Annotated in this window: 24 protein-coding genes; 1 reads left to right on the top strand and 23 read right to left on the bottom strand. The window is 41.6% G+C overall.

Annotated features, from left to right (window positions below; genetic code table 11):
- Positions 1–37 precede the first annotated feature (37 nt).
- The 13 genes from LZD48_RS15705 to LZD48_RS15645 all read right to left on the bottom strand — a co-directional run bounded on the left by LZD48_RS15705 (position 38) and on the right by LZD48_RS15645 (position 14031).
- Complete coding sequence (locus LZD48_RS15705) at positions 38–829, bottom strand: SDR family oxidoreductase (RefSeq protein WP_235763674.1); 792 nt, start codon at positions 827–829, stop codon at positions 38–40.
- Positions 830–1007: 178 nt separating this feature from the next.
- The gene (locus LZD48_RS15700) at positions 1008–2354 is read right to left on the bottom strand and encodes a sodium/glutamate symporter (protein ID WP_235763673.1); all 1347 of its coding nucleotides are present in this window, start codon (positions 2352–2354) and stop codon (positions 1008–1010) included.
- A 198-nt stretch (positions 2355–2552) separates the two neighbouring features.
- Positions 2553–3326, bottom strand: coding sequence for a TatD family hydrolase (locus LZD48_RS15695; RefSeq protein ID WP_235763672.1), 774 nt, complete (start codon positions 3324–3326; stop codon positions 2553–2555).
- A 328-nt stretch (positions 3327–3654) separates the two neighbouring features.
- Positions 3655–3819 (bottom strand): hypothetical protein, encoded by a 165-nt coding sequence (locus LZD48_RS15690; RefSeq protein ID WP_235763671.1) that lies wholly within the window; start codon positions 3817–3819, stop codon positions 3655–3657.
- A 253-nt stretch (positions 3820–4072) separates the two neighbouring features.
- Complete coding sequence (locus LZD48_RS15685; RefSeq protein ID WP_235763670.1) at positions 4073–5515, bottom strand: aldehyde dehydrogenase family protein; 1443 nt, start codon at positions 5513–5515, stop codon at positions 4073–4075.
- Between the two features lie 26 nt (positions 5516–5541).
- The gene (locus tag LZD48_RS15680; protein WP_235763669.1) at positions 5542–6291 is read right to left on the bottom strand and encodes an SDR family NAD(P)-dependent oxidoreductase; all 750 of its coding nucleotides are present in this window, start codon (positions 6289–6291) and stop codon (positions 5542–5544) included.
- On the bottom strand, positions 6288–7361 hold the full coding sequence (locus tag LZD48_RS15675) for a tartrate dehydrogenase (RefSeq protein ID WP_235763668.1): 1074 nt from the start codon (positions 7359–7361) through the stop codon (positions 6288–6290). Before LZD48_RS15675 ends, LZD48_RS15680 begins: the two co-directional genes overlap by 4 nt.
- Before the next feature lie 24 nt (positions 7362–7385).
- Entirely contained in the window at positions 7386–8879 is a 1494-nt protein-coding gene (locus LZD48_RS15670) for an amidase (protein WP_235763667.1), read from the bottom strand.
- A 108-nt stretch (positions 8880–8987) separates the two neighbouring features.
- The gene (gene panF / locus LZD48_RS15665) at positions 8988–10457 is read right to left on the bottom strand and encodes a sodium/pantothenate symporter (RefSeq protein WP_235763666.1); all 1470 of its coding nucleotides are present in this window, start codon (positions 10455–10457) and stop codon (positions 8988–8990) included.
- Positions 10454–10756, bottom strand: a complete 303-nt coding sequence (locus LZD48_RS15660; protein ID WP_235763665.1) for a YhdT family protein — start codon at positions 10754–10756, stop codon at positions 10454–10456. The genes panF and LZD48_RS15660 overlap by 4 nt, the downstream gene beginning before the upstream one ends.
- 361 nt (positions 10757–11117) lie before the next feature.
- Positions 11118–11615, bottom strand: coding sequence for a Dps family protein (locus tag LZD48_RS15655; protein WP_235763664.1), 498 nt, complete (start codon positions 11613–11615; stop codon positions 11118–11120).
- A 360-nt stretch (positions 11616–11975) separates the two neighbouring features.
- Entirely contained in the window at positions 11976–12941 is a 966-nt protein-coding gene (locus LZD48_RS15650) for a DUF3895 domain-containing protein (RefSeq protein WP_235763663.1), read from the bottom strand.
- 70 nt (positions 12942–13011) lie between these two features.
- The gene (locus tag LZD48_RS15645) at positions 13012–14031 is read right to left on the bottom strand and encodes a YecA family protein (RefSeq protein WP_235763662.1); all 1020 of its coding nucleotides are present in this window, start codon (positions 14029–14031) and stop codon (positions 13012–13014) included.
- A 336-nt stretch (positions 14032–14367) separates the two neighbouring features.
- Here LZD48_RS15645 and LZD48_RS15640 point away from each other — a divergent pair, with 336 nt between their 5' ends.
- Complete coding sequence (locus tag LZD48_RS15640; RefSeq protein WP_235763661.1) at positions 14368–15768, top strand: purine-cytosine permease family protein; 1401 nt, start codon at positions 14368–14370, stop codon at positions 15766–15768.
- Between the two features lie 82 nt (positions 15769–15850).
- Here LZD48_RS15640 and LZD48_RS15635 read toward each other — a convergent pair whose 3' ends face one another.
- The 10 genes from LZD48_RS15635 to LZD48_RS15590 all read right to left on the bottom strand — a co-directional run bounded on the left by LZD48_RS15635 (position 15851) and on the right by LZD48_RS15590 (position 25549).
- On the bottom strand, positions 15851–16651 hold the full coding sequence (locus LZD48_RS15635) for an ATP-binding cassette domain-containing protein (RefSeq protein ID WP_438822772.1): 801 nt from the start codon (positions 16649–16651) through the stop codon (positions 15851–15853).
- A gap of 38 nt (positions 16652–16689) precedes the next feature.
- Positions 16690–17454, bottom strand: a complete 765-nt coding sequence (locus LZD48_RS15630) for an ABC transporter permease subunit (protein WP_235763660.1) — start codon at positions 17452–17454, stop codon at positions 16690–16692.
- A 21-nt stretch (positions 17455–17475) separates the two neighbouring features.
- Entirely contained in the window at positions 17476–18453 is a 978-nt protein-coding gene (locus LZD48_RS15625) for an aliphatic sulfonate ABC transporter substrate-binding protein (protein ID WP_235763659.1), read from the bottom strand.
- Positions 18454–18477: 24 nt separating this feature from the next.
- Positions 18478–19284 carry a VOC family protein gene (locus LZD48_RS15620; protein WP_235763658.1) on the bottom strand — a complete coding sequence of 269 codons (807 nt, stop codon included), beginning with the start codon at positions 19282–19284 and terminating at the stop codon, positions 18478–18480.
- A 208-nt stretch (positions 19285–19492) separates the two neighbouring features.
- On the bottom strand, positions 19493–21505 hold the full coding sequence (gene tkt, locus LZD48_RS15615; RefSeq protein WP_235763657.1) for a transketolase: 2013 nt from the start codon (positions 21503–21505) through the stop codon (positions 19493–19495).
- Between the two features lie 34 nt (positions 21506–21539).
- Complete coding sequence (gene fsa, locus LZD48_RS15610; protein ID WP_235763656.1) at positions 21540–22184, bottom strand: fructose-6-phosphate aldolase; 645 nt, start codon at positions 22182–22184, stop codon at positions 21540–21542.
- A 28-nt stretch (positions 22185–22212) separates the two neighbouring features.
- Positions 22213–23160 (bottom strand): class II fructose-bisphosphatase, encoded by a 948-nt coding sequence (glpX, locus tag LZD48_RS15605; RefSeq protein WP_235763655.1) that lies wholly within the window; start codon positions 23158–23160, stop codon positions 22213–22215.
- Positions 23161–23184: 24 nt separating this feature from the next.
- Entirely contained in the window at positions 23185–23676 is a 492-nt protein-coding gene (gene rpiB / locus LZD48_RS15600) for a ribose 5-phosphate isomerase B (protein WP_235763654.1), read from the bottom strand.
- Between the two features lie 193 nt (positions 23677–23869).
- Positions 23870–24526: a dihydroxyacetone kinase subunit DhaL gene (dhaL, locus tag LZD48_RS15595; RefSeq protein ID WP_235763653.1), complete on the bottom strand. Its 657-nt coding sequence runs from the start codon at positions 24524–24526 to the stop codon at positions 23870–23872.
- An 18-nt stretch (positions 24527–24544) separates the two neighbouring features.
- Positions 24545–25549, bottom strand: coding sequence for a dihydroxyacetone kinase subunit DhaK (locus tag LZD48_RS15590; protein WP_235763652.1), 1005 nt, complete (start codon positions 25547–25549; stop codon positions 24545–24547).
- Between the last annotated feature and the right edge of the window lie 167 nt (positions 25550–25716).

The following is a 25716-nucleotide window of genomic DNA, read 5'->3' as shown; positions in this document are numbered from 1 at the left end:
CATCATGCCTCAACAATTGCATGATGAGTGTCAGCCTTCACAACGCCTTAACAAGTCCTCCATCCACAACTAGACTCTGGCCTGTCACATAAGTGTTCGTCCCAGACGCCAGGAAAACAACCATATTTGCAAATTCTTCTGGCTCTCCGTATCTCCCAATAGGAATGGAGCTTTCCGCTTTGTTCCGGATTTGTTCATAACTCGTATTTTGCTTATCTGCTTGAATCTCATCCAATTCTTGTACGCGATCAGTTGCAATTCGTCCAGGTCCAACCGTATTGATAAGAATATTATCTTCCGCAACTTCTTGAGATAGACTCTTCGATAACCCAACAATCCCTGCACGGAACGTATTCGATAAAATCAAATTATCCAATGTCTGTTTAATGGACGAGGAAGCAATATTGACAATCCTTCCCGCTCCCGATTCCTTCATGGAAGGTAATACCTCACGCGTAAGACGAATGAAGCTTAACAAATTCAATTCAAAAGCCGCCTGCCAGTCATGATCTGAGAATTTATCAAATGTACCTGCAGGCGGGCCGCCAGCATTATTAATCAGTACATCCACTTTTCCATTCCTCTCAATAGCTGTTTCGACAAATCGTTTAATTTGAGATGCATCGGTGATATCACATGTTTCATAACGAACATTTTCATTACCTGATTTCTGCTTGATCTCGGCTACGGTCTGTTTCAGTTCTTCTTCATTCCGACTTGAAAGCAGGACATGCGCCCCTTCTTCTGCAAATTTTAATGCAATCGCTTTACCCAATCCTTTACTGCTTGCTGCAACAATGACGGACTTCCCTTTTAATTTCAGATCCATTCTTTCTCCTCCTTTAATGTATTTGATTAACAGTTAACTCGCATTTTTCAAAAACTGACTTCAATAACAGCATAACATAAGTTTTGTCAGAGGAAATCGATCAGCTATTAAACAAAACCACCATTGATTAGGCGCCTAATCCATGGTGGTTTTGTTTAATCAATTTAATGAAATTCATTCAATTACTATTTTCTTTTTGTCCCGTTGTAACCCAGCCTCTTCGAATAGAGAAAAATACAATAAGAATAGATATTCCAACCGTTATCGTGACGAACAACCACGGGCGTCCATGCAGAATAAACATCGGTGAGAAGGTAATGAGCATAATTTCAACCGGTGCGATTGGTATATATGCTAAACCATATTCATCGAGCGTCTTACTCTCCATCTTCGGATCGACAATCCGCAGTAAAGCAATTGCCATCGCTACTGCACCAGTAATCCAGCCCCACGTAAAGATACCTTTTTCAAACCAATTTTCCTGGAAATAATTTTTAGAAACCACTTTATAGAAAAAGTAAGAAAAAAGGATACCGAATATAATCAGGATTGAAAATGGTACAATGTTCTCTGCTACAACTGTTAAGTTTATCGATGCGATTCCAAAAGCTACCAAGATATCTGTCGCACTGCCGCTTACTTTTCCTACAACGTTTTTGTCAATATAATGATCCACTCCAGCTTTTTGAATCATAATATTTAAAAATAGACCGACTAAGAACGCTAGAGAAAACGCTGGAATCGTAAGTTGCGGAAAGAGTCGCTCACCGAATTGACTTAAAAAATAACCCCCGGTTGCTACAAGCAACACGAGCGCCAGGTGAAAGACAAGGGGATCGATGGAAATACTGGAAACCGTATCATTCCCCATGGAAGTTCTTTTCTCTTTTGGCAATAGACCAGTCCGATATTCTGTAGGCAGTTCCTCAAAGCGGCTTATATAATTCGCTTCCCCCTTATTTGCCGCAGAACGGATTAAGAGCAGGCCTACTCCGATAGCAACAATTGCACCAATCGTTGCAGATGTCATTGCAAGTGAAGTAGCCTCTTCCCAGCCTTGCTGGGCGAAAGCATCACCAAGAGCAGCAGCAGTACCATGTCCGCCAACAAAACCAGCAGCTAACAGTAAACCAAATCCATCATGCACATTAAAGGTAGGGACGAGGAAAATTAAGGCGAACATTAAACCAATTCCCCACATCAATAACATAATAATCTGCGAGTACGACCAAAAACCGCCAACTTTATCCATGACTTTCTGCCAGTTAAATTTCTCTGATGATAATGGGATGGAAGCGAATACGATAGCAATCAGTACACTCGGGTATGTTCCAATAAAATCAGAAAACGGGATGATCTGAAAACCATTCGACCCCAATATCAAGCCCAAAATTCCGGCAATAATACTTGCCGGCATAAACGAACGTTGCAGGAATATTAACCTTGCACGTAAAACCATTCCTACTAACAGTAACAACGATAATAGTCCTAAATCCGTCAGGACATCCCATAAAGTAAACTCCATATATGTAACTCCCTTCTCGTGATGTAAGATAATATGGGTTAAAAAGAGGCACATGTAAACCATGTGTATTTTAAAAAAGTTTAAACGAAGGCAATCTAGCATAAGTTAACAAAATGAGGAAAACACGACTCGACTATTATAGCATAGTTTATCCAATCCTGTCTGTCACAACACGATTTTGGCAATATTTTGTCAAAGTTATAGAACATAAAAATCTCTTGTGTTTTTATAAAGTTGTTGGTAAACCGCTGTTTTATCGATTTGTTTTAAGCTTGCAATCATCTTAACTGATTCATGCATCATTTTTGGGTGGGTCTGTCTATTTTCGAATGGTCCGGAGAAAGGCCAAGGTCCGTCTGTTTCCACCATCAATTGTTCAAGCGGATATTGCATGACGATATGCTGAATTTTAGGCTTATAAACGATGTCTGGCGTTACGGAAATAAAGTAGCCATTCGAAAGCATTCTTTCTATCATTTTATCCTCTCCTTTAAACCAATGAAAATGTGCTTTAACAATAGAGTGTTTCTCAAGTAAGGAACATACAATAGGCGCATCTTCATAAACAGCATGGAGTATGATTGGTTTCCGCGTTCGCTTTGCAAGCATGATAAAATGCTCGAGCAGGTCGATATATTTTTCTTGTTCAAGATTTGTCTCCTGTCTTAAGTAATATGGCAGTCCAACCTCACCAATTGCGATCATTTCATGTTCATTTGCTAATATAAATTCCGTTAGCTGTGCGATTTCCTTTTCTGAAGGAAGCGTTTGTTCTGGATGAAAACCGAATGCTGGATGAATAAAATTATATGTATTAGACAAAGCGAGATTAGATTTTGCTGATTCAAGATTTTCCGAAACGGTGATAAGACAATCAATCTGAAACTTGTCCATTGACTTGATTATTTGCTTTTGTTCTTCAGGGGTATAGAGGTCAAAATGGATATGGGAGTCAATCAGTTTGGTATGCATGTTTCGAACACTCCTTTCTGAAAGAGAGTTGCAAAATGAAGTGGAAAAATTAAATCTTTCCACTTCTTTTTGTGTACTCCCTGCATTAGAATTTCATTGCGCTCTATAAATATATGCATCTTTTTATATTGATTATTGATCGCACGTCAGGTAAATCGTATTCCTTCTATACTTTTCCGACCTGTTTGAACTGCTGTACCGATATCTTTTATTAAGTTATCCGACGGGCCAACTACTGATAAATTATCGAGCGTGATATCAAATCGCGTGTTGTCTTTTTTTAATCTTATTTAACACGTCATAAATCGCTTCATAAGCTTTCAGCGGCTCATGCTCCTCCAACTTCCTCTGACGCGAATAAAAGGCGCCAACTATCCCTCTCTTCATCAAAGAGCCATAATGCTGAATGGACTGGAAAGTTAGATTGATCTAGCACAAGAATTAGCATATGACCTTTTTGAAGATCACTATCTACCAGTATTCTTTTATCCATTGAAATACCCCTAGTATACATTAATATATTTGAGAGTGGCAATGCACGGTATATACTTATTATGTTTTCATTGCAGAACATAAGCAAGTTAGTGAAGTTTAATAATGATGGGTAGAAAAGCTCTGGAAAACTTTAAATAGCTTAGGTGAAATGAAGATTTCGAAGCGTATGGAAAGAAGAAAGGGTTAATTAGAAGAAAAATAAGAGAAGCCGGAGAAACAAACTCTCCAACCTCTCTTCTCATGACTTGAAACTATCTATACTTCACGGCCACGTTTTTTAGGGTCGTATAGTTATCCAGCGCAGCCCAGCCTTTTTCTCTGCCGAAGCCGCTCTTTTTATAGCCGCCAAATGGCATCTGAACACCACCGCCAGCACCGTAGTTGTTGATGAATACCTGACCGGAATCGATTCTGCTTGCTAAATAATGGGCCCGGTTAATATCCTTCGTCCAAACACCGGCAACTAACCCATATTCCGTACTGTTGGCTAATTCCAACGCCTCTTCTGTGTCTTTAAACGTAAATACGGTAAGCACTGGACCAAATACTTCCTCTTGGGCAATTCTGCTATTTGTGCTCACTCCATCGACAATCGTTGGCTCGATATAAAATCCGCCCTCGTAGCCCTCAACCGTCACTGGATTGCCGCCAAAGAGAATCTCTCCCTCTTCCCGTGCAATATTGATCATACCCATCACGCGGTCAAATTGTCTTTCATTTAAAATCGGACCAATATCTTTATCCTCGATACCAGCACCAATTGACAATTTCCCGAACTGTTCCAATACTTTTTCCAAAAATTCTTCTTTAAACGATTCCTCAACGAGCAATCGTGCTCCTGCAGAACAGGTCTGGCCCGCATTTTGAACTATCGAGCGGACAACACCGGCAACCGTCGCTTCAACATCACAATCGGCAAACACGATATTCGGTGACTTCCCACCAAGCTCTAATGTGGCGGGGACGACATTCGCCATTGCGGCCTGACCAACGGAAATTCCAGTTGCAACCGAGCCAGTGAATGTTACCTGGTTTATAAGTGGGTGACCTGCTAAAGCTGCCCCCGCTTCATAACCGTAACCTGTCACATGGTTGAACACACCTCTAGGCAAATCCAACTCAGCAAAAAATTCGCTGAGACGGAGCGCCGTGAGTGGTGTATCCTCCGCACTTTTCACAACAACTGTATTCCCAGTCGCGATTGCCGCAGCAACACTTCGGGAAATAATCTGCAGCGGGTAATTCCACGGAATGATATGAGCAGTTACCCCGACCGGTTCGCGTACGACATAATCAAGCAACCCGTCTTGAATCGGAATTGTATCTCCCATTACTTTGTCAGCCGCTCCGCCATAAAAACGGAAATAGCGAATTGCTGCATCCACATCGGCATACCCTTGGGAAAGCGGCTTTCCAACATCTGTCGTTTCAAGCTCAGCTAATTCATCCCTATTCGCCTGTAGCTTCTCGGCAATAGCAAATAAAATATCTCCCCGGTCAAAGGCGGAATACGTTCGCCATTCCTCCGAGCGAAAAGCAGCTGTGGCAGCTTGAACAGCCCGGTCCACGTCTTCCTTTGTGCCTCGCGGTATCTCCCCGATTTTCTCACTGCTTGCAGGATTCAGCACATCAATTATTGCACTATCTGCACTTTTCACCCATTCTCCATTGATATACATCTCATATGTTTTCAAGCGAACTCTCCCCTTTTTGTTGTAAGTTAAATATTTCTTCCTCCGTCAACATGTAAAACAGCCCCGGTAATCATTTCAGCTGAATCAGACAGTAAATACTTCACCGATTTAGCAATATCTGCTGGCTGCAGCAATCTTCCAAGCGGTACACTACTTTCAAATACTTCCTTTTTCGTATCATCGACACTGCCGCCTTCAGCAGTGAATTCACCAAGCATCGATGTATCAGCTGGTCCTGGATGGAGTACATTCGCAGTCACATGGTGCGGCGCAAGCTCAAGTGCTAATGCTTTCGTAAAGGACTCTACAGCTCCCTTTGAAGCGACATAAGCCTGCAGACCAGGCCGTGGCCGCGTCACGGAAACAGAACCGATATTAACGATTTTTCCACTTCCTTGCCCCTTCATATATTTGGCAGCTTCCCGGCAAGTTAAAAAGATACTTGTCATATTCACATCGATAATTTTTCGGTATTCAGATAAGCTGCACTCCTCTATCGGTGTCGCACTCTGCGCAATCCCATGAACATTCGCAAGTCCATCAACAGAACCGAACTTACGCTTTGCCTCTTCAAAAATATGCTGTACAGCAGCTTCGTCTAACAAGTCTCCTGCAACCGCTTGAAAGCGAGGGTTGTCTTCCAGTTCAGATAAGGCTGCAACATTCAAATCACATCCGATGACATTCGCCCCTTCTTCGAGCAAGGATTCTACCGTCGCTTTTCCCATACCACCACCAGCACCTGTTACGATGATTGTTTTAGTTTTAAATGTCATTCAAGCCCTCCTGCTTCCAGTTTATCTATGATTGCATTACCGACAGCTTGCGTTGAGGCATTTCCGCCAATATCTGGAGTCAATACTTTTTTCTCTACTAAAACTTCTTCGATTGCTCGCAGAACTGCATCATGGAGATCCTTTCTTCCCAAATGCTCAAGCATTAAAGCGGCTGACCAGATTTGTGCGATTGGATTTGCGATGCCTTTCCCTGCAATATCCGGCGCTGAACCATGGACCGCTTCAAACATCGAAGGAAATTCACCCGACGGATTAATATTTCCAGATGGCGCAAGTCCGAGGCCACCGACAATTGCTGAGCCAAGATCAGATAAAATATCCCCAAAAAGGTTCGAAGCTAATACGACATCAAAAGTTTCCGGACGCTGGACAAAATAAGCAGCAAGCGCGTCGATATAATATCTTTCATAAGCGATATCTTTATTTTCTGCCGCCACCTCCTCAACAATCCGGTCCCAAAACGTCATTGTATGGAGCATAACATTCGATTTCGTTGCATTCGTCACCTTTTTCCTGCCATTTGCACGAGCATAATCATACGCAAATCTAGCAATCTGCTCGACGCCCTGCCGCGTCATCACCATATTTTGCAGAGCCATTTCCCGAGTTTCCCCATGAAACATTGCACCGCCAGAGTCCGTATATTCCCCTTCACTGTTCTCCCGGACAATAACGAAATCGATCGGCACTTCTTTTTTCAATGTACTTTCCAAACCACGCAGCAATTTAATCGGCCGGAAGTTAATAAACTGCTGGAAGTTTTTCCGAATTGGAAGAATCAATTCCCAAATCGATACGGGATCCGGTACGCGAGGATCTCCGATAGCACCGAATAAAATGGCATCGAATTCTTTCAGCTGTTCGAGTCCATCCTCAGGCATCATTTTCCCGTGCTCTAAATAATACTCGCTATTCCAATTGAATCTCTTCGTTTCAAAACGGAAACTAGAATCCATTTCCGCTAGCTGTTCTAATACTTTTACTGCTTCTCCTGTCACCTCAGGACCGATTCCGTCTCCAGGTAGCACCGCAATCTTGTATTCTTTCATCTCCATCATCCTCTTTTACCAAATCTATTTTAACTGCTGTTCATGTATTTTTGTTACGTGAATATCCGGCTTCCTGCCTTGGTTCCACTTCCCATCGAGCGCTCGTTCAATCTGGGCACCGAGCTGGAGCAATAGTCCATCCTGCCCTTGCTTGGCAAGTGCATGCATTCCAAATGGCAAACCATTCGGGAGTTTAGCCATCGGCAGAGAAATTCCCGGAATTCCACAAATATTTGCAATCGACGTATAGGAAAAAATACTCCAGAGATTGTGGAACCAGTCATAAACGGATGGATTATCACTCATCGTTAAATATTCTGTCGTTCCAACGAGTGGTGTCGGAAGCGCCATCGTTGGCGTAAGAATGATGTCCCACTCCTCAAAGTATGCAGCTGTTGTTCGCGATAGCTCATTAAAATGCGCTTGCATTTTTGCCCGTTCGCTATATGTTGCATGCCTGCCCTCTTCCCACACCCGGATGCACACCGGTTCCACTAAATGAGCAGGAGGCGTTTCTAAGTTTTGCCCTTCTAAAATTTCAGTAATTGTTTGGGAAAAATTCATAATGTACGCTTTCGTTTGTGCCTCGTATGCAAGATGAAAATCAATGTCTGGCACTGTCCATTCAACGTCATGTCCTAAGTTTTCTAAGAATTTTGCTGTCTTTTCGAGTTCAGCAACAATCTCCGGTGTCGCTTGATAGTCGCCCCATTCGTGGGAAACCGCTATCCGTAATTTACCTGGATCTTTTTTGATTAATTTGGTATAAGGCTCGTCCGGATACCAAAACGGCATGAATTCACCTGGAGCTCCACCTCGTGTATGTTCGACAAAAGCTGCCATATCACGAATCGTACGAGTCTGTCCTCCCTGACTCGACACAACACTCATTAAATCCGAACCATTCGGAGCTAAAGAAAAAATTCCGCGGGATGGCTTAAGTCCAATATTTCCATTCACTCCTGCCGGAATCCGAATCGAGCCGCCACCATCTGTTGCATGAGCAATCGGAACAATTCCAGCAGCGACAGATGCAGCCGAACCAGCGGAGGAACCACATGTCGTATACCTAAGATTCCACGGGTTCCTTGTCACATAGAGATCCGGATTTTCCGCAGAACTGCATAAACCAAATTCCGGAGTCGTTGTCCTTCCCATAATATTCAAACCTGCTCCGCGAAACTTCGTCGTAAGAAAACTATCTATCTCTGGACGATTGCCCTGCATGAGTAAAGAGCCCATCTCCTGAAGCCTGCCTTTTATTGTCGGTCCCAAGTCTTTCATTAAAAATGGCACACCCGCAAACACACCATCCGGATTCATTCCGTCTTGCAGCGGGTCTTCCACGACGTCTTCAAACACTTCAATAACAGCACTGATTTCAGAATTCAATGCCTCAATCCCTTTTTTCGCTTGATGTGCAACTTCCTCGGGGGCAGCTTCTTTTTTCCGTATCAACTCGGCCAATCCAGTCGCATCAAGCGCTGCCCATTCTTCCCAGCTCATCAATTCTTTCACAAGCCTTCACTCCCCTCTTCATTATCTCTAAGTTGCAAATCCCATCTCTTTCGGGGATCCAATCTATTCATAAGAGGCATGCCTGATTTAAACCTGAGCATGGCCTACCTATGCTCCTTTGTTCATATTTTGCGTTGGAAACTCGTACGCTTTTTCTTTAAAGATCAAACTGAAGACAACAAACACAATCAAGGATAGGAAAACCGGTACGGTAACCGTATGGACACCAAATAAATCCCCATATGCCTGGTTATAATAATGAATCGCAATATACGAACCAATTCCTGTAATCATCGATGCGATCGCTCCAGTCTTGTTCGCATATTTCCAATAAAGCCCCATAATGAGCGGCCACATGAAGGCCGATTCCAAACCGCCAAATGCAAAGAGATTTAGATAAATGAGTAATTCCGGCGGACTGATTGCAAGGACAAATGCAACAATTCCAATGACGGCTGTAACACCCATACTTACATTTTTGATTTGTCGGTCCGTTGCTTTTGGTTTCATATAGTTGATATACACGTCTTTTACAACGGATGAACTAACGAGTAATAGAAGCGAGTCTACCGTTGACATGATTGCTGCAAGTGGTGCAGATAAAATGATACCAGCGAGCCATGGTGGCAGCACTTCTAACGCAATGAGCGGAATCACTTGATCGGCCACTTCAACGCCAGGTAGGACTGGCCTGGCAAATACTCCAATCAGATGCATCCCAAGCATAAGTGTCCCTACAACAACTGTTCCAATGATAATAGCACGGTGCATCGCCTTCGAATCACGATAAGACATCGCACGAACTGCAATTTGCGGAAGAGCAACAACTCCGACTCCAACAAGAATCCAATAAGACGACACATAAGCGGCCGTCAACGAACCGTCATGACCGAACGGAGTAATCAAGTTTGGGTTGATCGCTGTTAAGTCAGCAAATATATTCGATAACCCGCCTCCAGCAATAATCACAGCGGCTAGAAGGAATAATGTACCAACGACCATAATGATTCCCTGCACCGCATCGGTGACAACAACTGCCCGGAAACCACCGATTGTAACATACACCAAAACTGAAACGGTGAAAATGAATAAGGAACCAATATAACTAATCCCGGTCAAGGATTGAATAAGATAGGCTCCCCCAACCCATTGGGCTGCCATCGCGGAGAATAAGAATACGATAATACTAAAAGCTGCAAGCAGAACAACCGCTTTACTCTGATATCTTTCTTTTAAAAAGTCAATCAACGTAACCGCATTATAGCGCCTTGCAACAATCGCAAATTTTTTCCCAAGGATAAGCAATACGAAATATCCGGTCGCAAGCTGAGACATGGCAAGCAGGACCCAGCCGAACCCAATCGTATAGGCAGCACCCGGACCGCCAAGGAAACTGGAGGCACTTCCATATGTAGCAACCATTGTCATGGCAAGAAGCAACCCACCGAATTCCCTGCTTCCAAGAAAGTAATCATTTAAAAATCCTTCAGCTTCTGACATCTTTCTGCTTGACCACATACCAATAATAAAAATCGTAATAAGAAAAATTAATAAAGGGGTAACAACCGTCCAATTCATCCTTTCGTCACCTCATCTTTCTCTGTTTCTTCTTCATCCACTAACGAAATATCTTTCAAGAAAAATTTAACGACTAGAGCAACAAGGACAAACATCACTAGTGTTCCTAAAATCAAACTATAAAAAATCCATGCAGGAAACCCCATGACATATGTATACTCCTCCGGCGGCTTCGAGCCAAGTCCATAAGCAAAGCCGAACCACCAGACAAAGTTGAACAAGGCAAGCCCACACCCTATGAGCGCCTCCCTATTCGCGATGGCAAAGCGCCATTCCTGTTTTCTCTCTTTCTGTTCCATCCCAACACTCCTCTCCGAATTAATTGTGAACAATTTTTGTTTAGAAAACTTGGCATTCGCCAAGCCTTTACGGCGAATTCCTTAGTTGCACTTATGCAGTAAGAAAGGATTTATACTTTCTTACTGCCAAAAGCGACAACTATAGTTCTATTATACTTATAATAATAACTATTTCCAGTATACTAATTGTTCAGACTTAATGCTTGACATGACAGAAATTTTCTGAATAAAAAAGAAGCAGGATGTTTGGATTACTGTCCCACTTCTAATTTTAAATCAACTCCCCATATATAAGGGAAATGATTGCTTTTTTATTGTCATTTGAGTTCAATTACTTAGTTCCTGCTTCTAACGAAATATTTTACTCGCCTTCTGTTGCATCTTTACCAAGATAAGCTTGCAGATTCCATAGCTGGAAGTCAAGGTTGCTCTTATATTCAATTAGCATATCCTCTGTAACCGTATCTCCCTCATTTCCTGCAAGTTCAATCCCTTTTACCGTATAATCACGAATCGCACGGTAATCATTTACAAGATCTTCCACCATCTTATCCGCATGAATTTCTTTCGTATAAACCTTCTCCTCAATAAATGCATGTTCGCTAAATTCCTGGAGCGTGGAATATGGTCGTTCACCGAGTTGAAGCAGCCGCTCTGCAAATGAGTCAAAATAGCCAGTCGCCTCATTGTACAACTCTTCAAATTTCGCATGCAACGTGAAGAAATGTGGTCCTTTCACATGCCAATGGTATTGATGAAGTTTTACATACAATACTCCAAGATTTGCTACAAGATGGTTTACGGTAATCACTGCTGTTTCTTCTTGATGTCTGTGTGAATGTGCACGTTCAATTGCCATACTATCTCTCCTTTTTATTCATGCTCCATGTCCATATTAACTATTCCCTCTTTAGCCTCTTTAGAAACATGAAAATTTATTTAAGAAAGCGCGTTGCCTTAATTCGGGATTACTGAGGGATCAAAAATCCCCTTATCCTTCTCCCACTTCCCAGATCACAGGCTTTTCGACACTAATGCTCGTTTCACTATTTCATTCGTTTCCGTAATTGAAATAATTCACTTCCTCACCACTTGTATACACCAAGCCTCAAATAACGGTTCCCAGCTCAATTGTAACATAATCCCTATCAAGGAATTCCCTCTTATAACAGCAATATTGGATTCCCTTTTTCATCATTTGTTTATACAGCTTCTGCCATCACTCCATCTGGTACTCCCGGTCTATTCCGCCTTTTCTCCCTGCGAACACAAGGATCTTGCGCGCCACGAGCCGTTCCAGAAATATACAAACAGGAGGAAATATTTTAAAATTTCCGCTTGTAAACCTGTCAGCTGGAGCATCATGATAACCTACGAGATAATGACAGATTTCGCTCGCTAAGAATTCTTTTCTGGTCAAATCTTCCAAATAGATTAGAATCCCAGCTTGTAAAGAGGGAGCCAGTTCCAAACTTCCCTCAATATAATCACTTTCCAGCATGTCTGTTCTACGTTTTGCCACTTCACGTTTTTTCCGTTTTTGCTGCATCGCAATCTCCTGACGTTCTTTTTCCAGACGCAGCTTCTCCTGCTCTCGGATAAATTGCCCGATTATCGTTCGTAACCGGCCGATTTGCCTATCGAGTAAAGGCACATCATAATCGAAGTGAAGCTGAATATCTTTCGGAACTTCCACTTCTTTCGGAATTACTTCAATTTGTTCGTCAACAAGTGACCAATGATCAGCGATTTTTATTAAAATTTCATCGCGTTCGTAATCGATCGTTTCAATACCTTTTATAATTTCTTTCACAAGCTGCGGCGAGATTCCTACATGTTCCTCAAAGTGAGTAATGCCAAACTTCTTCAATTCACTCGTTTCCGTGTTGAGAACGATATATTGATACCTTAAGGCCCGGCCACACTCACAGAACAGCTGTGGATTCTTATTCCAATCCGGGCCGGCATCCATATAATCCACCAGTTCCCATTCACTCGCAACTTTTTCGACCTCTGCTTCTGCAACACTTCCCGCTTTTCCTTTTGCAAGTACATTTGCAAATATTGTTTTTCTGCCCCGTTTCAAATGCGCATCGATAAAGTCTTTTTGTCTTTTATCCAGACTCTTTGTAATTGCATCACGTTCCTGCTGCGATAAATGATGGGCACGAATCATATTCCACATCCCCCTCCATTTAAGAATTGCCCGTCATACTCCTTTTTCATAAGGCTTAAGATATGACAGGCATTCATTATTACTCGATTACATCGATTATTCTTTTGCGGTTTTTGGAAATTGTTGTAGGACTTGTACCATAAATTTCGGCAAGTTCTTTTTGTGACTGGTTCGCTTGTCCAAGTACTTTTTGCTGGAGAACATAATCGAGGGCAGCTGCAAAACTCTCCGGCTTTCTGAATGTCGGATTTTCTTTATCCGTAAATGTCTTCCAGATTTTGAGTCCTTTCGTTATATGCTCTTCAGCCACTTCTCTTTCCTGCATTTGGCCTTCAAATATCGTGGCAACTTCCCCGTATAACGGGTTATCCCAAGTTTCTTCGTTAGAGTCCAAACTGGTATCTGACTCAGTATCTGAATCGGCAGTTTTCTCCATCGTTAATGCCATTGCTAAAACAGCGGGATATTCTCTTGTAAATGCTTCATCATTCAAAGCTTTCATCTCATCGATAAAGCCTTCATCCGCTCCGACTAACTCAAACATTGCTAGCAGGAATTCGTGCTTTTGCACAAACGGAAGCAGCATCCCGATTACAAAATCCCCTTCGTTCACACTACTCATTTCATATGCTCTCACCGTTGTTTCATCATTTGATCGGACATCACGTATATGAAACTTCTCATCTGTAATGGAAACAACCTCGTAAATGGATGGGGTAACTTCCTTCCATGCCATAAATGCCTGGTCCACTCGTGTGTCTTTCGCTTTATTTCGTTGAGTTTGATAGTAGATATCAAACACGGTCTCATCTTGTTCAATCGGTTCATGAATCATCGCCCAGGCAGTCAAACCTAGTCTATATAAATTCATTCGCCCCTCATCTTCAAGCGTAGCGAACTTCGGATGCTGTGAAATTATCTCTTCCAGTTCTACACGGTAGTTCTGCACCGCAAAACGATATAGTCCTTTATGAAGCTGGTCTAGTTGATTGTTAAACCTGGCTGGATCAATTGCCACGGCACGAGAAGCACCATGGCATCTCTTATATTTTTTCCCGCTCCCGCAAGGACACGGTTCATTTCTTCCAATCTTCCTCATTCATTGTCACCTCTAGTAAAGCTATAAAGCTTAGTTATCTCTTTATTATGGGCAATAATGATAAATAATTCAAGATTACTAGTAATTTAGAGTAAAAAAGTCATTATTTTTCCCAAAACTGGAAACAACGATACCCAATATGCGTCAAGGACACTGTCACAAATTTATCGAAAAAGATAAGCAGTTCACGCTTGACATCATCATTTAAATTGAAATATAGCCTTGTATCTCAATTCGTTACATGTTAAGGTTATATACGTTATTATTTTTTGTGATGCAGAACACAATAATTGTAACTTCTATGTGAAAATATGCACAGAATTGGAGATGATAGGTATGAGATCTGTTACTGCTACAGATCACAAAGTAGAGGAGAATAAAAGTGATGATTATTCATTAGGAAAAGTCCCTCGCGAGAAAAGAAATATGGGTTGGTTAAGCATTACCAATATCACTTTTGGTATTGCAACAGCAATTTTTTACTTCCAGATGGGAAGTGTAATGGCACTGCAATTTGGTGCAATCAACGCAATTATTTCTGCCGTATATGCGACAGTCGTAGCCGGGATATTAGGTACATTTATCGCTTACTTATCTGCAAAGTCAGGCATGAATGTGAATCTATTATCAAGAGGCGGCGGATTTGGATACATCGGTGCGTCATTAACCTCATTTATTTACGCCACAAACTTTATTATGTACTGTGCGTTAGAAGGCATGATTTTAGTCACTGCCGTCCACGAATTTTTTCCAGTAATCCCCGAGTGGGTATTAATTATCTTCTTTGGTTCTATTGTGATTCCACTTAACTGGTTCGGAATCAAGCAATTGGACAAATTGCAAAAGTGGTCCCTGCCACTATTCTTCCTGTTTCTAATTGCTGCAATTGTAATGACTGCATTAACTCCTTCAGCCTATGAAGGAAGCTTCTGGACGTATATGCCTGAAGGTGTTCAAATCGGCGGAACAGCGCTGCTTCTATGTATCGGAATGCAACATGGTATTATGGGGCTGACACCATTATTAGCGTCAGACTATGCCCGTTTCTTAAAACCGAAAGATACGAAAGTCGGTATCTTTGCAATTGGATTCATTCCTCAGATTTTCTGTTTCGGTGTAATGGGCGGTTTAGGTATTTGGTTTGGTGTTCGTCTAGGTGAACCGAATCCCGGTGTCTATATCGTAATGCTGCTAGGTATCGGTGGGGCCTTATTTACGATGTTGACCCAAATTAGAATTAATGTAACGAATATCTATAGTGGTTCACTATCCTTATCGAACTTCTTTGAAAACATATTCAACTTTAAGCCCGGCCGACGTTTCTGGGTTGTTGTAACAGGAGTAGCCTCCATCATCTTAATGCTCGGAGGAATTGTCGATCACCTTGAAACCGTCATGACATTCCAAGGTGTCTTCCTATTAACATGGGCAGCAATTTTAGTGACGGATGCCATTATTGTGAAACGCATGCTTAAAATTGGTCCAGGCTATTACGAGGCTAAACAGCGGTATCTTTATAGATGGAACCCGGTTGGCGTTGTCTCGCTTGTAGTGGCGAGCGGTTTAGGTACAATTGCCGCGCTCGGCGCTTTCGGTACTTTCTTACAAAGTACTGCTGCTTTCTTTGCCGCGATTCTAGCTTCCATTCTGACAGTTGTTATCGCTGTTATGACAGATGGTAAATATTATCTGAAAGCAGAAGACAGAAATGTGGATCAAGAAGATTTTATTGCTTAGTTTTAAACCTTTTTTACAGCCAAAAACAGAAAGATGCCTCCATACATTGGGGCATCTTTTTCTTATGCTTCTTTATATTCAATTAAAGACTAACACTTTTTTCTGAAACACTCTTCATTTCACCATTCATTATTCGCTGCAGGATTTCTTCCTCCAACAACGCAAGCTTCGGATCAGATAATTGTCGTGGCCGAGGATTTGCAATAGTGATATCAAGACCAATATTCCCATCCTCTATCAGAATAATCCGATCCGCCAAACGGACTGCTTCCCTCACATCGTGTGTTACAAGCAACGTCGTAAAACCCAAGTTACTCCAAATGGTTTCAATTAAATTCTGCATTTCTAATCGTGTAAAAGCATCAAGTGCACTCAACGGTTCATCCAACAATAATAATGACGGTTCATGAATCAATGCTCGTGCTAAAGCTACCCGCTGCTGTTGACCTCCAGATAAGGTAGATGGCCATTCATCCTTAAAATCTATTAAACCTACTGCTTCTAGCACGCGTTCTGCCTTTTCAGCCTCCTTACCTTCTAGTCCGAGACTAACATTATCTATCACCTTTTTCCAAGGTAAAAGTCTTGAATCCTGGTACATCATAGTAATATTTACGGTTGATTCATCAAGTGGAGAATGATTGTATAATAACTCTCCCTCCGACAACTTATCTAGTCCTGCTATAATACGTAATAATGTACTTTTCCCACTCCCGCTTTTTCCTATAACAGCAATGAATTGTCCTTTTTCAATGGATAGTTGAATCTCCTTTAAAACCTTATTTTTACCGAACGATTTACTAGCATGCAGCAGATCGATTTGAACAGCGTGAGGACTCAACTGCTTTACATCATCATTTTCCGTTATAACTTCGCTAGCCAATTTATCCACCTCATTTATTTTAAAATACATCTATCTGCTCATCTATAGCTTTCATTCCATTTAAGCAAACGCTTTTCGCCAAATCTTGCTGTTAAATCAGCCAACTTTCCGAGCAATGCATAAATAATTATACTCAGGATGATAATATCTGTTTGCATGAATTCTCTAGCATTCGTTGCTAGGTAACCAATCCCCACTTGGGTTGGGATGGTTTCTGCTATAATCAGCGTCAACCACATGACACCAAGTGCATATCTTATTCCAACAAAAATGGATGGAAGCGCCCCAGGTAGAAGGATATTTTTGAATAGCTTCCAGCCTTTAAGCTTATACATTTTCCCCATTTCAACCAATCCAGGGTTGACATTTCGAATGCCGTGGAATGTGTTCACATAAATCGGGAATAATACACCTAGCACGACAAGGAAAACCTTTGAACTTTCACCAATACCGAACCAAACAATCACTAAAGGAAGAAGTGCTAAATGCGGAACATTCCTGATCATTTGAATTGTCGTGTCTGTATAACGGTAAGCTTTATTAGAAAGTCCATTTAAAATTCCGAAAATAAAACCAATCGCACCGCCGATAATCATTCCTAGACCCGCGCGACCAAGGCTCGCCATAATATGATTAAATAGTTCTCCACTAATCGTTAATTCCCATGCACTTACTATCACACTTAACGGCGAAGGGAATAACGTTTCCGAAACAACCCCAGAACTAGCAATTACTTGCCAGCCTATTAATAGGATACTCGGAATAATCCAAGGTTGTAATTCGTCATACCACGTTTCTTTCATTTGAATCTTCCTCCGCCCTATTTATTCTCCGCCTACTGGCATTACTTCTGAAACATCAATTTCTTCAGGAATCAATCCGATATCATAGTATACATCTGCCTGTTTTTGCTGGGTATCAATAATCTCCTGGGTAATTGGCGTTGCACCAAACGTGCGACGGGCAATTTGCTTCCCAATAATTTCCTCACTAATTCCTAAACTATCTGATAGAAGTTCAACAACTTCTTCATTATTTTCATTCGCCCACTGATCTGCTTTATCAATTGTTTCTAGAATAAGGTCAAGGAGTTCTGGGTTCCCTTCCGCAAAAGTTGTGCTCGCGAAATAGAATGTACGGTTCGGATATTCATAATCTTCCCCTGCCGTTAAGGAAATCGTATCCAGTTCCCCCTCTGCGGAAGCCAGATAAGGGTCGTAGGATGCCAGTGCATCAACCTGACCTGTTTCAAAAATAGTCCTTCCTTGTCCTGCATCTTCTGGGAAAACCCACTCTACATCATCATTTGTTAATCCAGCTTTTTCAAGTGCTAGAACAGTCAAGTATCGATGATTTCCGCTTTCTAATGCCGCTATTTTTTTCCCTTTCAAATCTGCAACAGATTCAATCCCCGATTCTTTTAATACGAGCAAACCAACACCTTCTGGGTTAGGAGCATCTGCACCAACATACACAATTGGTTTGCCTGTAGCTTGAGCAATAATCCCCGGTCCGTCAGCTGCATGCCCATAATCAATTGCACCAGCATAAATCCCCTCCATTAACGTACCGCCATGGGTGAACATCTCCCATTGAACCTCATAATCCTCTTCAGCCAACGCTTCCTCAAGAAATCCAGTTTCTTTTAAAAGATGCAACGTGTTCCCTTTTTGAAACCCAACTTTTATAACATTTTCACTTTTATTACTAGATGTATCAGATGCTTCTGTCCCACATCCTACCAAAAATAGCACCGTAGAAATTAATATAATACCCAGCTTCAAAATAAACGTATTTCTCATCGTTTTCAATCTCCTCATTCTTTATTAGATAAAGCGATATAATGCATTCTTCACTTCAAATTGTTCTTTTTCCCTTGCGCCTGTAATATCCACGAGAAACGGCTTCTCTCCTCTTTCCGCTAACGTTTCTGCAACAAGTCCATCTGCAATTGGACTATAAAACGCAATGTCTCCTCCGGTCAGTTTTAACTTTTGTCCTTTCGCGTTCAAGGATTCGTCAACAAAGCTTTCTCCCTTTTCCAAATCCAAATAATTCGACCATTTTTCAACTGTCGTATCTAACTTTTGAACAGCAAAACCGATAGAAGATAATTGAAGATCACCTTTCGGGTGCGGGGCTATCGTTTTCTGTTCCACTAAATCAGCTTTTCGTTCATCATCCGAATCATCCCACTGAATAAAAAAAGGCAGTTCCAATTCTTCATTCTCTCGTCCTGCAAATAATAGTTTCCAGCTTACGACACTGCCGTCTGGCCTTTGTCTACTGAGAGGAAAGGGACCGAATACTTCTAGACCAAGCGATTTAAAGCGCTCTGCCTCCATTTCAAGATCAAGAGAACGAAGTGCAATTCTTGATAGTCCAATTGCATAATTATCTTTTTTGAACGTATCTCTTAAACTATATTTTTCAGCAGACTCTTCTGCTAAGCTCTTATCTACCAAACCAATAAGCTCTAAATAACTTAAATCAAAATAGCTAAGCGTGTTATATGTCCCCCCGTGCTCATGCCTTCCTCCATTTACCACATGCAAACCATGCTGTTTTAAACTTTCCCTCGCCTCTTCAGGACTTCCGACAAAATGTACTAAATGATCAAATTTAAAAGTCATCTGTTTCTACCTCCGCCTAAACGATTTCAATATTTTATGATTATTAATATCTTAATGTGATTATTCCTATTTGTCAACTTGGTTTAATTCCAATTAGAAAAAGATGCCCGGCTCAAGGCATCTTTTCCGAAACAAGCGCTTTGTCCCCACATCCCAGCACAACAAAAAAGATGCGTCCATCCTGGATGCATCTTTTTTGTTTCTTATTTTACTGTTCCACTAACTTTTCTACACGCTTTACAACATTTTCTACAGTAAAACCATACGCTTCCATAATTCGTTCTCCATCTCCTGAGGCACCAAATGTATCGATGGCTAGAATATCCCCCTCATCACCTGCATAACGATCCCAGCCAAGCGGAGAAGCCATTTCAATAGCTAGACGCTCTTTAACATCAGGAAGCAGCACGCTGTCCTTATAAGCCTTGTCTTGCGCCTCAAAACGATCCCAGGATGGCATGCTGACGACACGGACATCAATCCCCTTCTCTTTCAAAGAAGCCTGTGCCTGCACCGCTAATTGCACTTCAGAGCCTGTTGCGAGAATTAAAGCGTCCGGTGTTTCCTTTTCCGCTTCACTTACAACATAAGCTCCCCTTCTTACACCGTCATATGCTTTTTCTTTCGTACCTTCTAACGTAGGAAGGTTCTGACGGGTAAGCACGAGCGCAGTCGGCTCATCCTTTGATTCTACCGCCAGACGCCAAGCTGCCTGCGTTTCATTCGCATCAGCCGGACGAATCACCGATAAGCCTGGCATTGCCCGGAACGACGCTAATTGCTCAACAGGCTCATGCGTCGGGCCATCCTCCCCTACAGCAATTGAATCATGTGTCCAAACATACGTCACAGGTGTTTTCATTAGTGCTGCTAAACGAACAGCTGGACGTAAATAATCACTGAAGACAAAGAATGTACCGCCAAATACCTTCAAGCCTCCATGCAACGCCATCCCATTTAGCGCTGCTGCCATCGCAAATTCACGTACTCCAAACCAAATGTTTCTTCCAGCATAATTTGCTTTTGTAAAATCACCTGCTCCATCAATCATCGTTTTATTCGAGCTTGCAAGGTCTGCACTACCGCCAATAAAATTCGGTACAGTTTGAGCAATCGCGTTCAACACTTCTCCTGAGGAAGCACGTGTTGCTAGCGTTGAGCCGACTTCATAGGTTGGCAAGTTTTTATCCCATTCAACTGGCAGCTCATCATTAATTGCTAGCTGTAACTGTCTGCCTTCTTCTGGATAAACCGCTTTATACTTTTCAATTAACGCTTCCCATTCTTTCTCAGCCTGCGTACCTTTACGCACGATCTTTTCGTTAAAGTCTTCATATACATCCTCCGGGACGAAAAACGCTTCATGCTCCCAGTTATAATTTTCCTTTACGAGCTTCACTTCTTCCTCACCGAGTGGTGCACCGTGGGAATCAGAAGAACCTCCTTTATTCGGTGAACCGTAACCGATTACGGTTTTCACTTCAATTAATGTCGGCTGCTCTTGATTTTTCTTCGCCTCTGTCAACGCTTTACGCAGTTCACCTATATCATTACCATCCTCGACACGAAGAACTTGCCAGCCATAGGAACGGAACCGCCCCTCAACATTTTCAGAGAATGATCTGTCCAAATCTCCATCCAAAGAAATATCATTGGAATCATATAGAACGACTAATTTTCCTAAACCGAGATGTCCGGCAAGGGAGGCTGCTTCATGTGAAATCCCTTCCATTAAATCGCCATCTCCAACAAGGGCAAATGTATGATGGTCAACAACAGAGAATTCCTCTTTATTATACGTAGCTGCTAAATGCGCTTCAGCCATTGCCATCCCTACTGCAGAGGCAATTCCTTGCCCAAGTGGACCAGTCGTCATTTCAACCCCATCTGTGTCCCGTACCTCCGGGTGACCCGGTGTATTCGATCCCCACTGGCGGAAATTCTTCAAATCACCCATCGTCACCTGATAGCCAGATAAATGTAGTAAACTATACAGAAGCATTGACCCGTGTCCTGCCGAAAGTACAAATCTGTCCCGATTAAACCATTTAGAATGCTTCGGATTATGCGTCATAAAATCCGTCCAAAGGGTATAAGCCATCGGCGCCGCCCCCATCGGAAGCCCAGGATGTCCAGAATTCGCTTTTTCAATGGCATCAATAGCGAGTGTGCGTACCGTATTGATTGATAATTGTTCTACAGAAACAGTTGAAGTAGTCATGTGTCATCATCCCTTTCAAATATAGCTCGTAAACTTATTTTGGAACAGTTTCCCAATCAGCTAAAAACTGCTCAATTCCATTATCCGTTAATGGATGCTTCCATAATTTCGGTAATAGGGATCCTGGAATCGTCGCAATATCTGCTCCGGCAATTGCCGCTTTTTCCAGATGATTAATCGTCCGGATACTTGCTGTGATGATTTTCGTTTCAAAACCATAATTATGAAGGGTCGTTTTCAAGTTCTGAATCAATTCCAGTCCATCTTCCCCGATGTCATCAATTCTTCCTACAAATGGGCTGACATACGTTGCACCTGCTTTTGCCGCCATTAATCCTTGGGATACGGAAAAAATCAGCGTAACATTCGTTTTGATTCCTTCTTTAGAAAGGATATTCACGGCTTCTAATCCAGCTTCCGTCATCGGAATTTTCACAACGACATTCGATGCCCATGTTGCGATATCACGCGCTTCTCCAACCATTTCTTCCACGGTAAGTCCGATTACTTCCGCACTGACCGGGCCATCCACAAGTGCACAAATCTCTTTAATTGTTTCTTTAAAATCTCTATTTTCTTTTGCTATAATGGAAGGGTTTGTTGTAACACCGTCCACTAATCCCAATCGATTAATTCGTTTGATTTCTTCAACATTTGCTGTATCTAAATAGAAATCCATCTAAAAAACCTCCTAACATTTTATTGTGCTAAACGAGCGCTTTCACTGGGTAAACACTCTTCACATATCTCACTTGTTTTTCCCTGCCATTTACGAGAATAGAAGAAATGTGGTAGTTGCCATCGATTGTTTCAATTCCATCAATGATAATATTATCTGTGATTCCAGTAGCCGCGAGCAGACAATCATCGGTGCGCACTAAATCATCCTGCGTTAAAACGCTTTCGAAATTATTGATACCCATTTCTACGCATCTAGCAATCTCTTCTTCATTACGCGGTAAGAGTTTTGCTTGCATTTCTCCACCCATACAACGCATCGCAACCGCTCCTAAGACTCCTTCAGGTGCACCGCCAATTCCAAGGAACATGTCTACACCTAAACTTTCAATACAAGTGGCAATCGCATAAATGACGTCCCCATCATGGAATAAACGTACTTTCGCACCTGTTTCTCGAATTCGTTCAATATATTCTTCATGTCTCGGCCGGTCTTGGATAAGAATATTTAAATCTGTCACTTCTTTTCCTAGCGCCTTTGCGACATTTTTAATATTCTCTTCAATTGGTGCGTCTAAATCGATATGCCCTTTCGCCTTTGGTCCAACTGCCATCTTCTTCATATACATGTCAGGAGCGTGAAGCAATGCCCCTTTTTCAGCAGCCGCGATTACAGTGATTGCATTTCCTTGTCCATTTACAGTTGGTGTTGTTCCTTCAATTGGATCTACTGCAATATCGACTTCGTGACTGCCACCTTTTCCTAACTCTTCACCGATATAAAGCATCGGAGCTTCGTCGATTTCGCCTTCACCAATTACAATCTTGCTGTGCATTTTCATTTTATTCAAGGTTTCCCGCATCGCATTTGTTGCAGCGCCGTCAGCTGCAATTTTGTCGCCACTGCCTACCCACGGCAAAGCAGCGACTGCAGCTGATTCGGTCACTTTTAAAAAGTCCAATAATAATGATTGCATGCTTATTCTCCTCGATTCGCATGTTTAGTTAACTGCACAATTACTTCCAGCTACTGCTTCCTTAAAGTTTTCCCCTACGAATGCTGCTTCTTTTTCGATAATCTTATCTACCTTTTGTTTGGAACCTTCCGCCCACGCTACATTCAAGTAAGCTTCAACAACTTTCTTCGCAACTTCCGGTCCAATAATTTGTGATCCCATTGTAAGGATTTGCGCGTTATTACTTAACTGTGCTCGTTCTGCAGAATAAACATCATGCGCGAGTCCTGCACGGATTCCTGGATATTTATTTGCTGCAATACATACTCCAATACCAGTTCCGCAAATTAAAATACCTCTCTCGGCCTTTTCTTCACTGATTGCTTCCGCCACTTGGAAAGCCACGTCCGGGTAGTCTACTGCATCTTCTGAGTAACATCCAAAGTCGATTACCTCGTGTTCTGTATCTGCTAGAAATTCTTTAATTGTTTCTTTTAACTGAAATGCGTTGTGATCACTGCCGATTGCGATTTTCATTTTTACATTCCTCCATACTCATGTACTTCTTATTATTTACTTTCATTTTAATATAAAAATTATTGTTTTTCAAGTTATTTGCTTTTATTATTTACTCTTTACTTTCGTTTGCTTTCATTTTTGGTAATTTTTGATAAAAAAGAACCAGAAATAATATCTCTGGTTCTATTTTTTATTTTATGTTAATTAGTTATTAAATAGCTTGTTCTGTTTTAGCTTGAACAAAGTTTAAAAAAGTAGCTAAAATCATATAGGCAGAAGTTGCACCTGGATCTTGGGCACCAACTGAGCGATCCCCTAGACGACTGGAACGACCTCTTTTAGAAACGAGTTCTTTCGTTGATTCCATACCAACTTTAGCAGCTGCGACAGCATCAGTAAATGCAGACAGAAACTCTCCAGATTCTGTAAATTTCGTTTCCAATTCATTCGCAAATGGATCAAGCGTATCTACCATTGTTTTATCTCCCACTTCAGCTTGACCGCGCTCTTTAATTCCTCTTGCAAAAGCAATCCAGAATTCCGCTAAATCCTTATCTTCAAGAACTGTTTTTCCTTTAACTGCTTTAGCGCCTCTCATGAATCCTGTTGCATATAGTGGACCTACAGAAGAACCTACAGCACTTAAGAATGTTTTTCCTACCGTAATACTTACTTTCGCACAATCTTCTTCGTCTACAAGCTCATTATCAAGTTTCTCATTTACAGCTTGCCAACCGATAGACATCGTCACACCATGATCCCCATCACCGATTTTACGGTCAAGTTCACAAAGATAGTCCTTTTGTTCTTCTACCATACTAACAATCTCTTTATAATAAGCTTTTAATTCTTTAGCTGTTAATTGCATTTTGAAAACTCCTTCACCTTATTTTTGAACAAACATTGGGCAATTTACTGGATGATCAATTGTTTTAATCAATTCATCATCTAATTTCATTAATGTAACAGACGCTCCACCCATTTCAAGGGATGTAATATAATCTCCAACATAAGAACGGTAAATCTCAATACCTAATTCACTTAGCATTTGTTCTACCTTCCGAAACATTGTATATAGTTCCATTCTAGCTGTGGACCCAAGTCCATTGACAAGAACCGCAACTTTATCACCACTCTTAATTTCAATATCTGCTAAAATGTCATTAACTAAGCGTTCTGTAACCTCATCAGCCGATTGAAGTGGTCCTTTTTCAATTCCCGGCTCTCCATGGTGTCCTAACCCAATTTCCATTTCGTCATCACCAATTTCAAAGCTAGGTTCACCAGTTTGCGGTAACGAACACGGAGTAAGGCCTACACCCATAGAGCGGGTATTTTCATTTGCTTTCTTAGCAACCCGGACAACGTCTTCCAAGTTATAACCGAAGTCAGCAGCTGCTCCAGTCGCTTTAAAAATGAAGAATTCACCAGCAATTCCACGACGTTTCTCTTTTTCTTCTTTAGGAGCTGAGGCTACATCATCTGTCGCTAAAGCCATACCAACTTCAATGTCCTCTTCTAAGTCTGCCATTTCCGCAGCCATGCCGAAGTTCATCACGTCACCAGCATAGTTTCCATATAGATAGACAACTCCGGCTCCTTTATCAATTGCTTTCGTTACTTCCAAGATTGGATCCGGCGAAGGTGAAGCAAAAATGTTACCAACCGCTACACCATCAGCCATTCCTTCTCCAACATAACCTAAGAATCCAGGCTCATGTCCAGAACCGCCACCGATTAAAACCCCAACTTTTCCTTCTCGTGTTTCCTTCGCGGTTACTAATGCTCTATCATTTTCTGGTAACTGTTTGATCAAGTCGGGATGCGCCTTGACATATCCTTCTATCATTTCTTCAACCACATATCTAGAATCATTCATTAATTTTTTCACCTTGATGCACTCCTTGCTCATTATTTACTCAATCAACTAACTACTCAATTATATCAGAGAATAAAGCGTTTTCCGTTAAAAATACCAAACCTTCAATAGGTATTCATTTGTTTATTACTTTAATGAATTTCATAATACGTATTTATTGCATCACCATCACCATATAT

It is taken from the genome of Oceanobacillus alkalisoli (assembly GCF_021556485.1).
Classification (GTDB): domain Bacteria; phylum Bacillota; class Bacilli; order Bacillales; family Amphibacillaceae; genus Oceanobacillus; species Oceanobacillus alkalisoli.
The sequence above is the reverse complement of the archived record's forward strand: the minus strand, read 5'-3'. Positions and strand labels throughout refer to the sequence as shown.

Bases quoted from the DNA above. Each gene is read 5' to 3' on its own strand.
- LZD48_RS15690 (WP_235763671.1), bottom strand. From the start codon at position 3,819: ATGGATAAAAGAATACTGGTAGATAGTGATCTTCAAAAAGGTCATATG.
- LZD48_RS15620 (WP_235763658.1), bottom strand. From the start codon at position 19,284: ATGACTTTTAAATTTGATCATTTAGTACATTTTGTCGGAAGTCCTGAA.
- LZD48_RS15680 (WP_235763669.1), bottom strand. From the start codon at position 6,291: ATGACATTTAAAACTAAAACAATCATCGTAACAGGTGCTGGTGGTGGT.
- tkt (WP_235763657.1), bottom strand. From the start codon at position 21,505: ATGACTACTTCAACTGTTTCTGTAGAACAATTATCAATCAATACGGTA.
- glpX (WP_235763655.1), bottom strand. From the start codon at position 23,160: ATGCAATCATTATTATTGGACTTTTTAAAAGTGACCGAATCAGCTGCA.
- panF (WP_235763666.1), bottom strand. From the start codon at position 10,457: ATGAATTGGACGGTTGTTACCCCTTTATTAATTTTTCTTATTACGATT.
- LZD48_RS15650 (WP_235763663.1), bottom strand. From the start codon at position 12,941: ATGTGGAATATGATTCGTGCCCATCATTTATCGCAGCAGGAACGTGAT.
- LZD48_RS15645 (WP_235763662.1), bottom strand. From the start codon at position 14,031: ATGAGGAAGATTGGAAGAAATGAACCGTGTCCTTGCGGGAGCGGGAAA.
- dhaL (WP_235763653.1), bottom strand. From the start codon at position 24,526: ATGCAATTAACAGCTAAAGAATTAAAAGCTTATTATAAAGAGATTGTT.
- LZD48_RS15675 (WP_235763668.1), bottom strand. From the start codon at position 7,361: ATGAAAGAATACAAGATTGCGGTGCTACCTGGAGACGGAATCGGTCCT.
- LZD48_RS15640 (WP_235763661.1), top strand. From the start codon at position 14,368: ATGAGATCTGTTACTGCTACAGATCACAAAGTAGAGGAGAATAAAAGT.
- LZD48_RS15630 (WP_235763660.1), bottom strand. From the start codon at position 17,454: ATGAAAGAAACGTGGTATGACGAATTACAACCTTGGATTATTCCGAGT.
- LZD48_RS15660 (WP_235763665.1), bottom strand. From the start codon at position 10,756: ATGGAACAGAAAGAGAGAAAACAGGAATGGCGCTTTGCCATCGCGAAT.
- LZD48_RS15695 (WP_235763672.1), bottom strand. From the start codon at position 3,326: ATGCATACCAAACTGATTGACTCCCATATCCATTTTGACCTCTATACC.
- LZD48_RS15655 (WP_235763664.1), bottom strand. From the start codon at position 11,615: ATGGCAATTGAACGTGCACATTCACACAGACATCAAGAAGAAACAGCA.
- LZD48_RS15700 (WP_235763673.1), bottom strand. From the start codon at position 2,354: ATGGAGTTTACTTTATGGGATGTCCTGACGGATTTAGGACTATTATCG.
- LZD48_RS15705 (WP_235763674.1), bottom strand. From the start codon at position 829: ATGGATCTGAAATTAAAAGGGAAGTCCGTCATTGTTGCAGCAAGCAGT.
- LZD48_RS15625 (WP_235763659.1), bottom strand. From the start codon at position 18,453: ATGAGAAATACGTTTATTTTGAAGCTGGGTATTATATTAATTTCTACG.
- rpiB (WP_235763654.1), bottom strand. From the start codon at position 23,676: ATGAAAATCGCAATCGGCAGTGATCACAACGCATTTCAGTTAAAAGAA.
- fsa (WP_235763656.1), bottom strand. From the start codon at position 22,184: ATGGATTTCTATTTAGATACAGCAAATGTTGAAGAAATCAAACGAATT.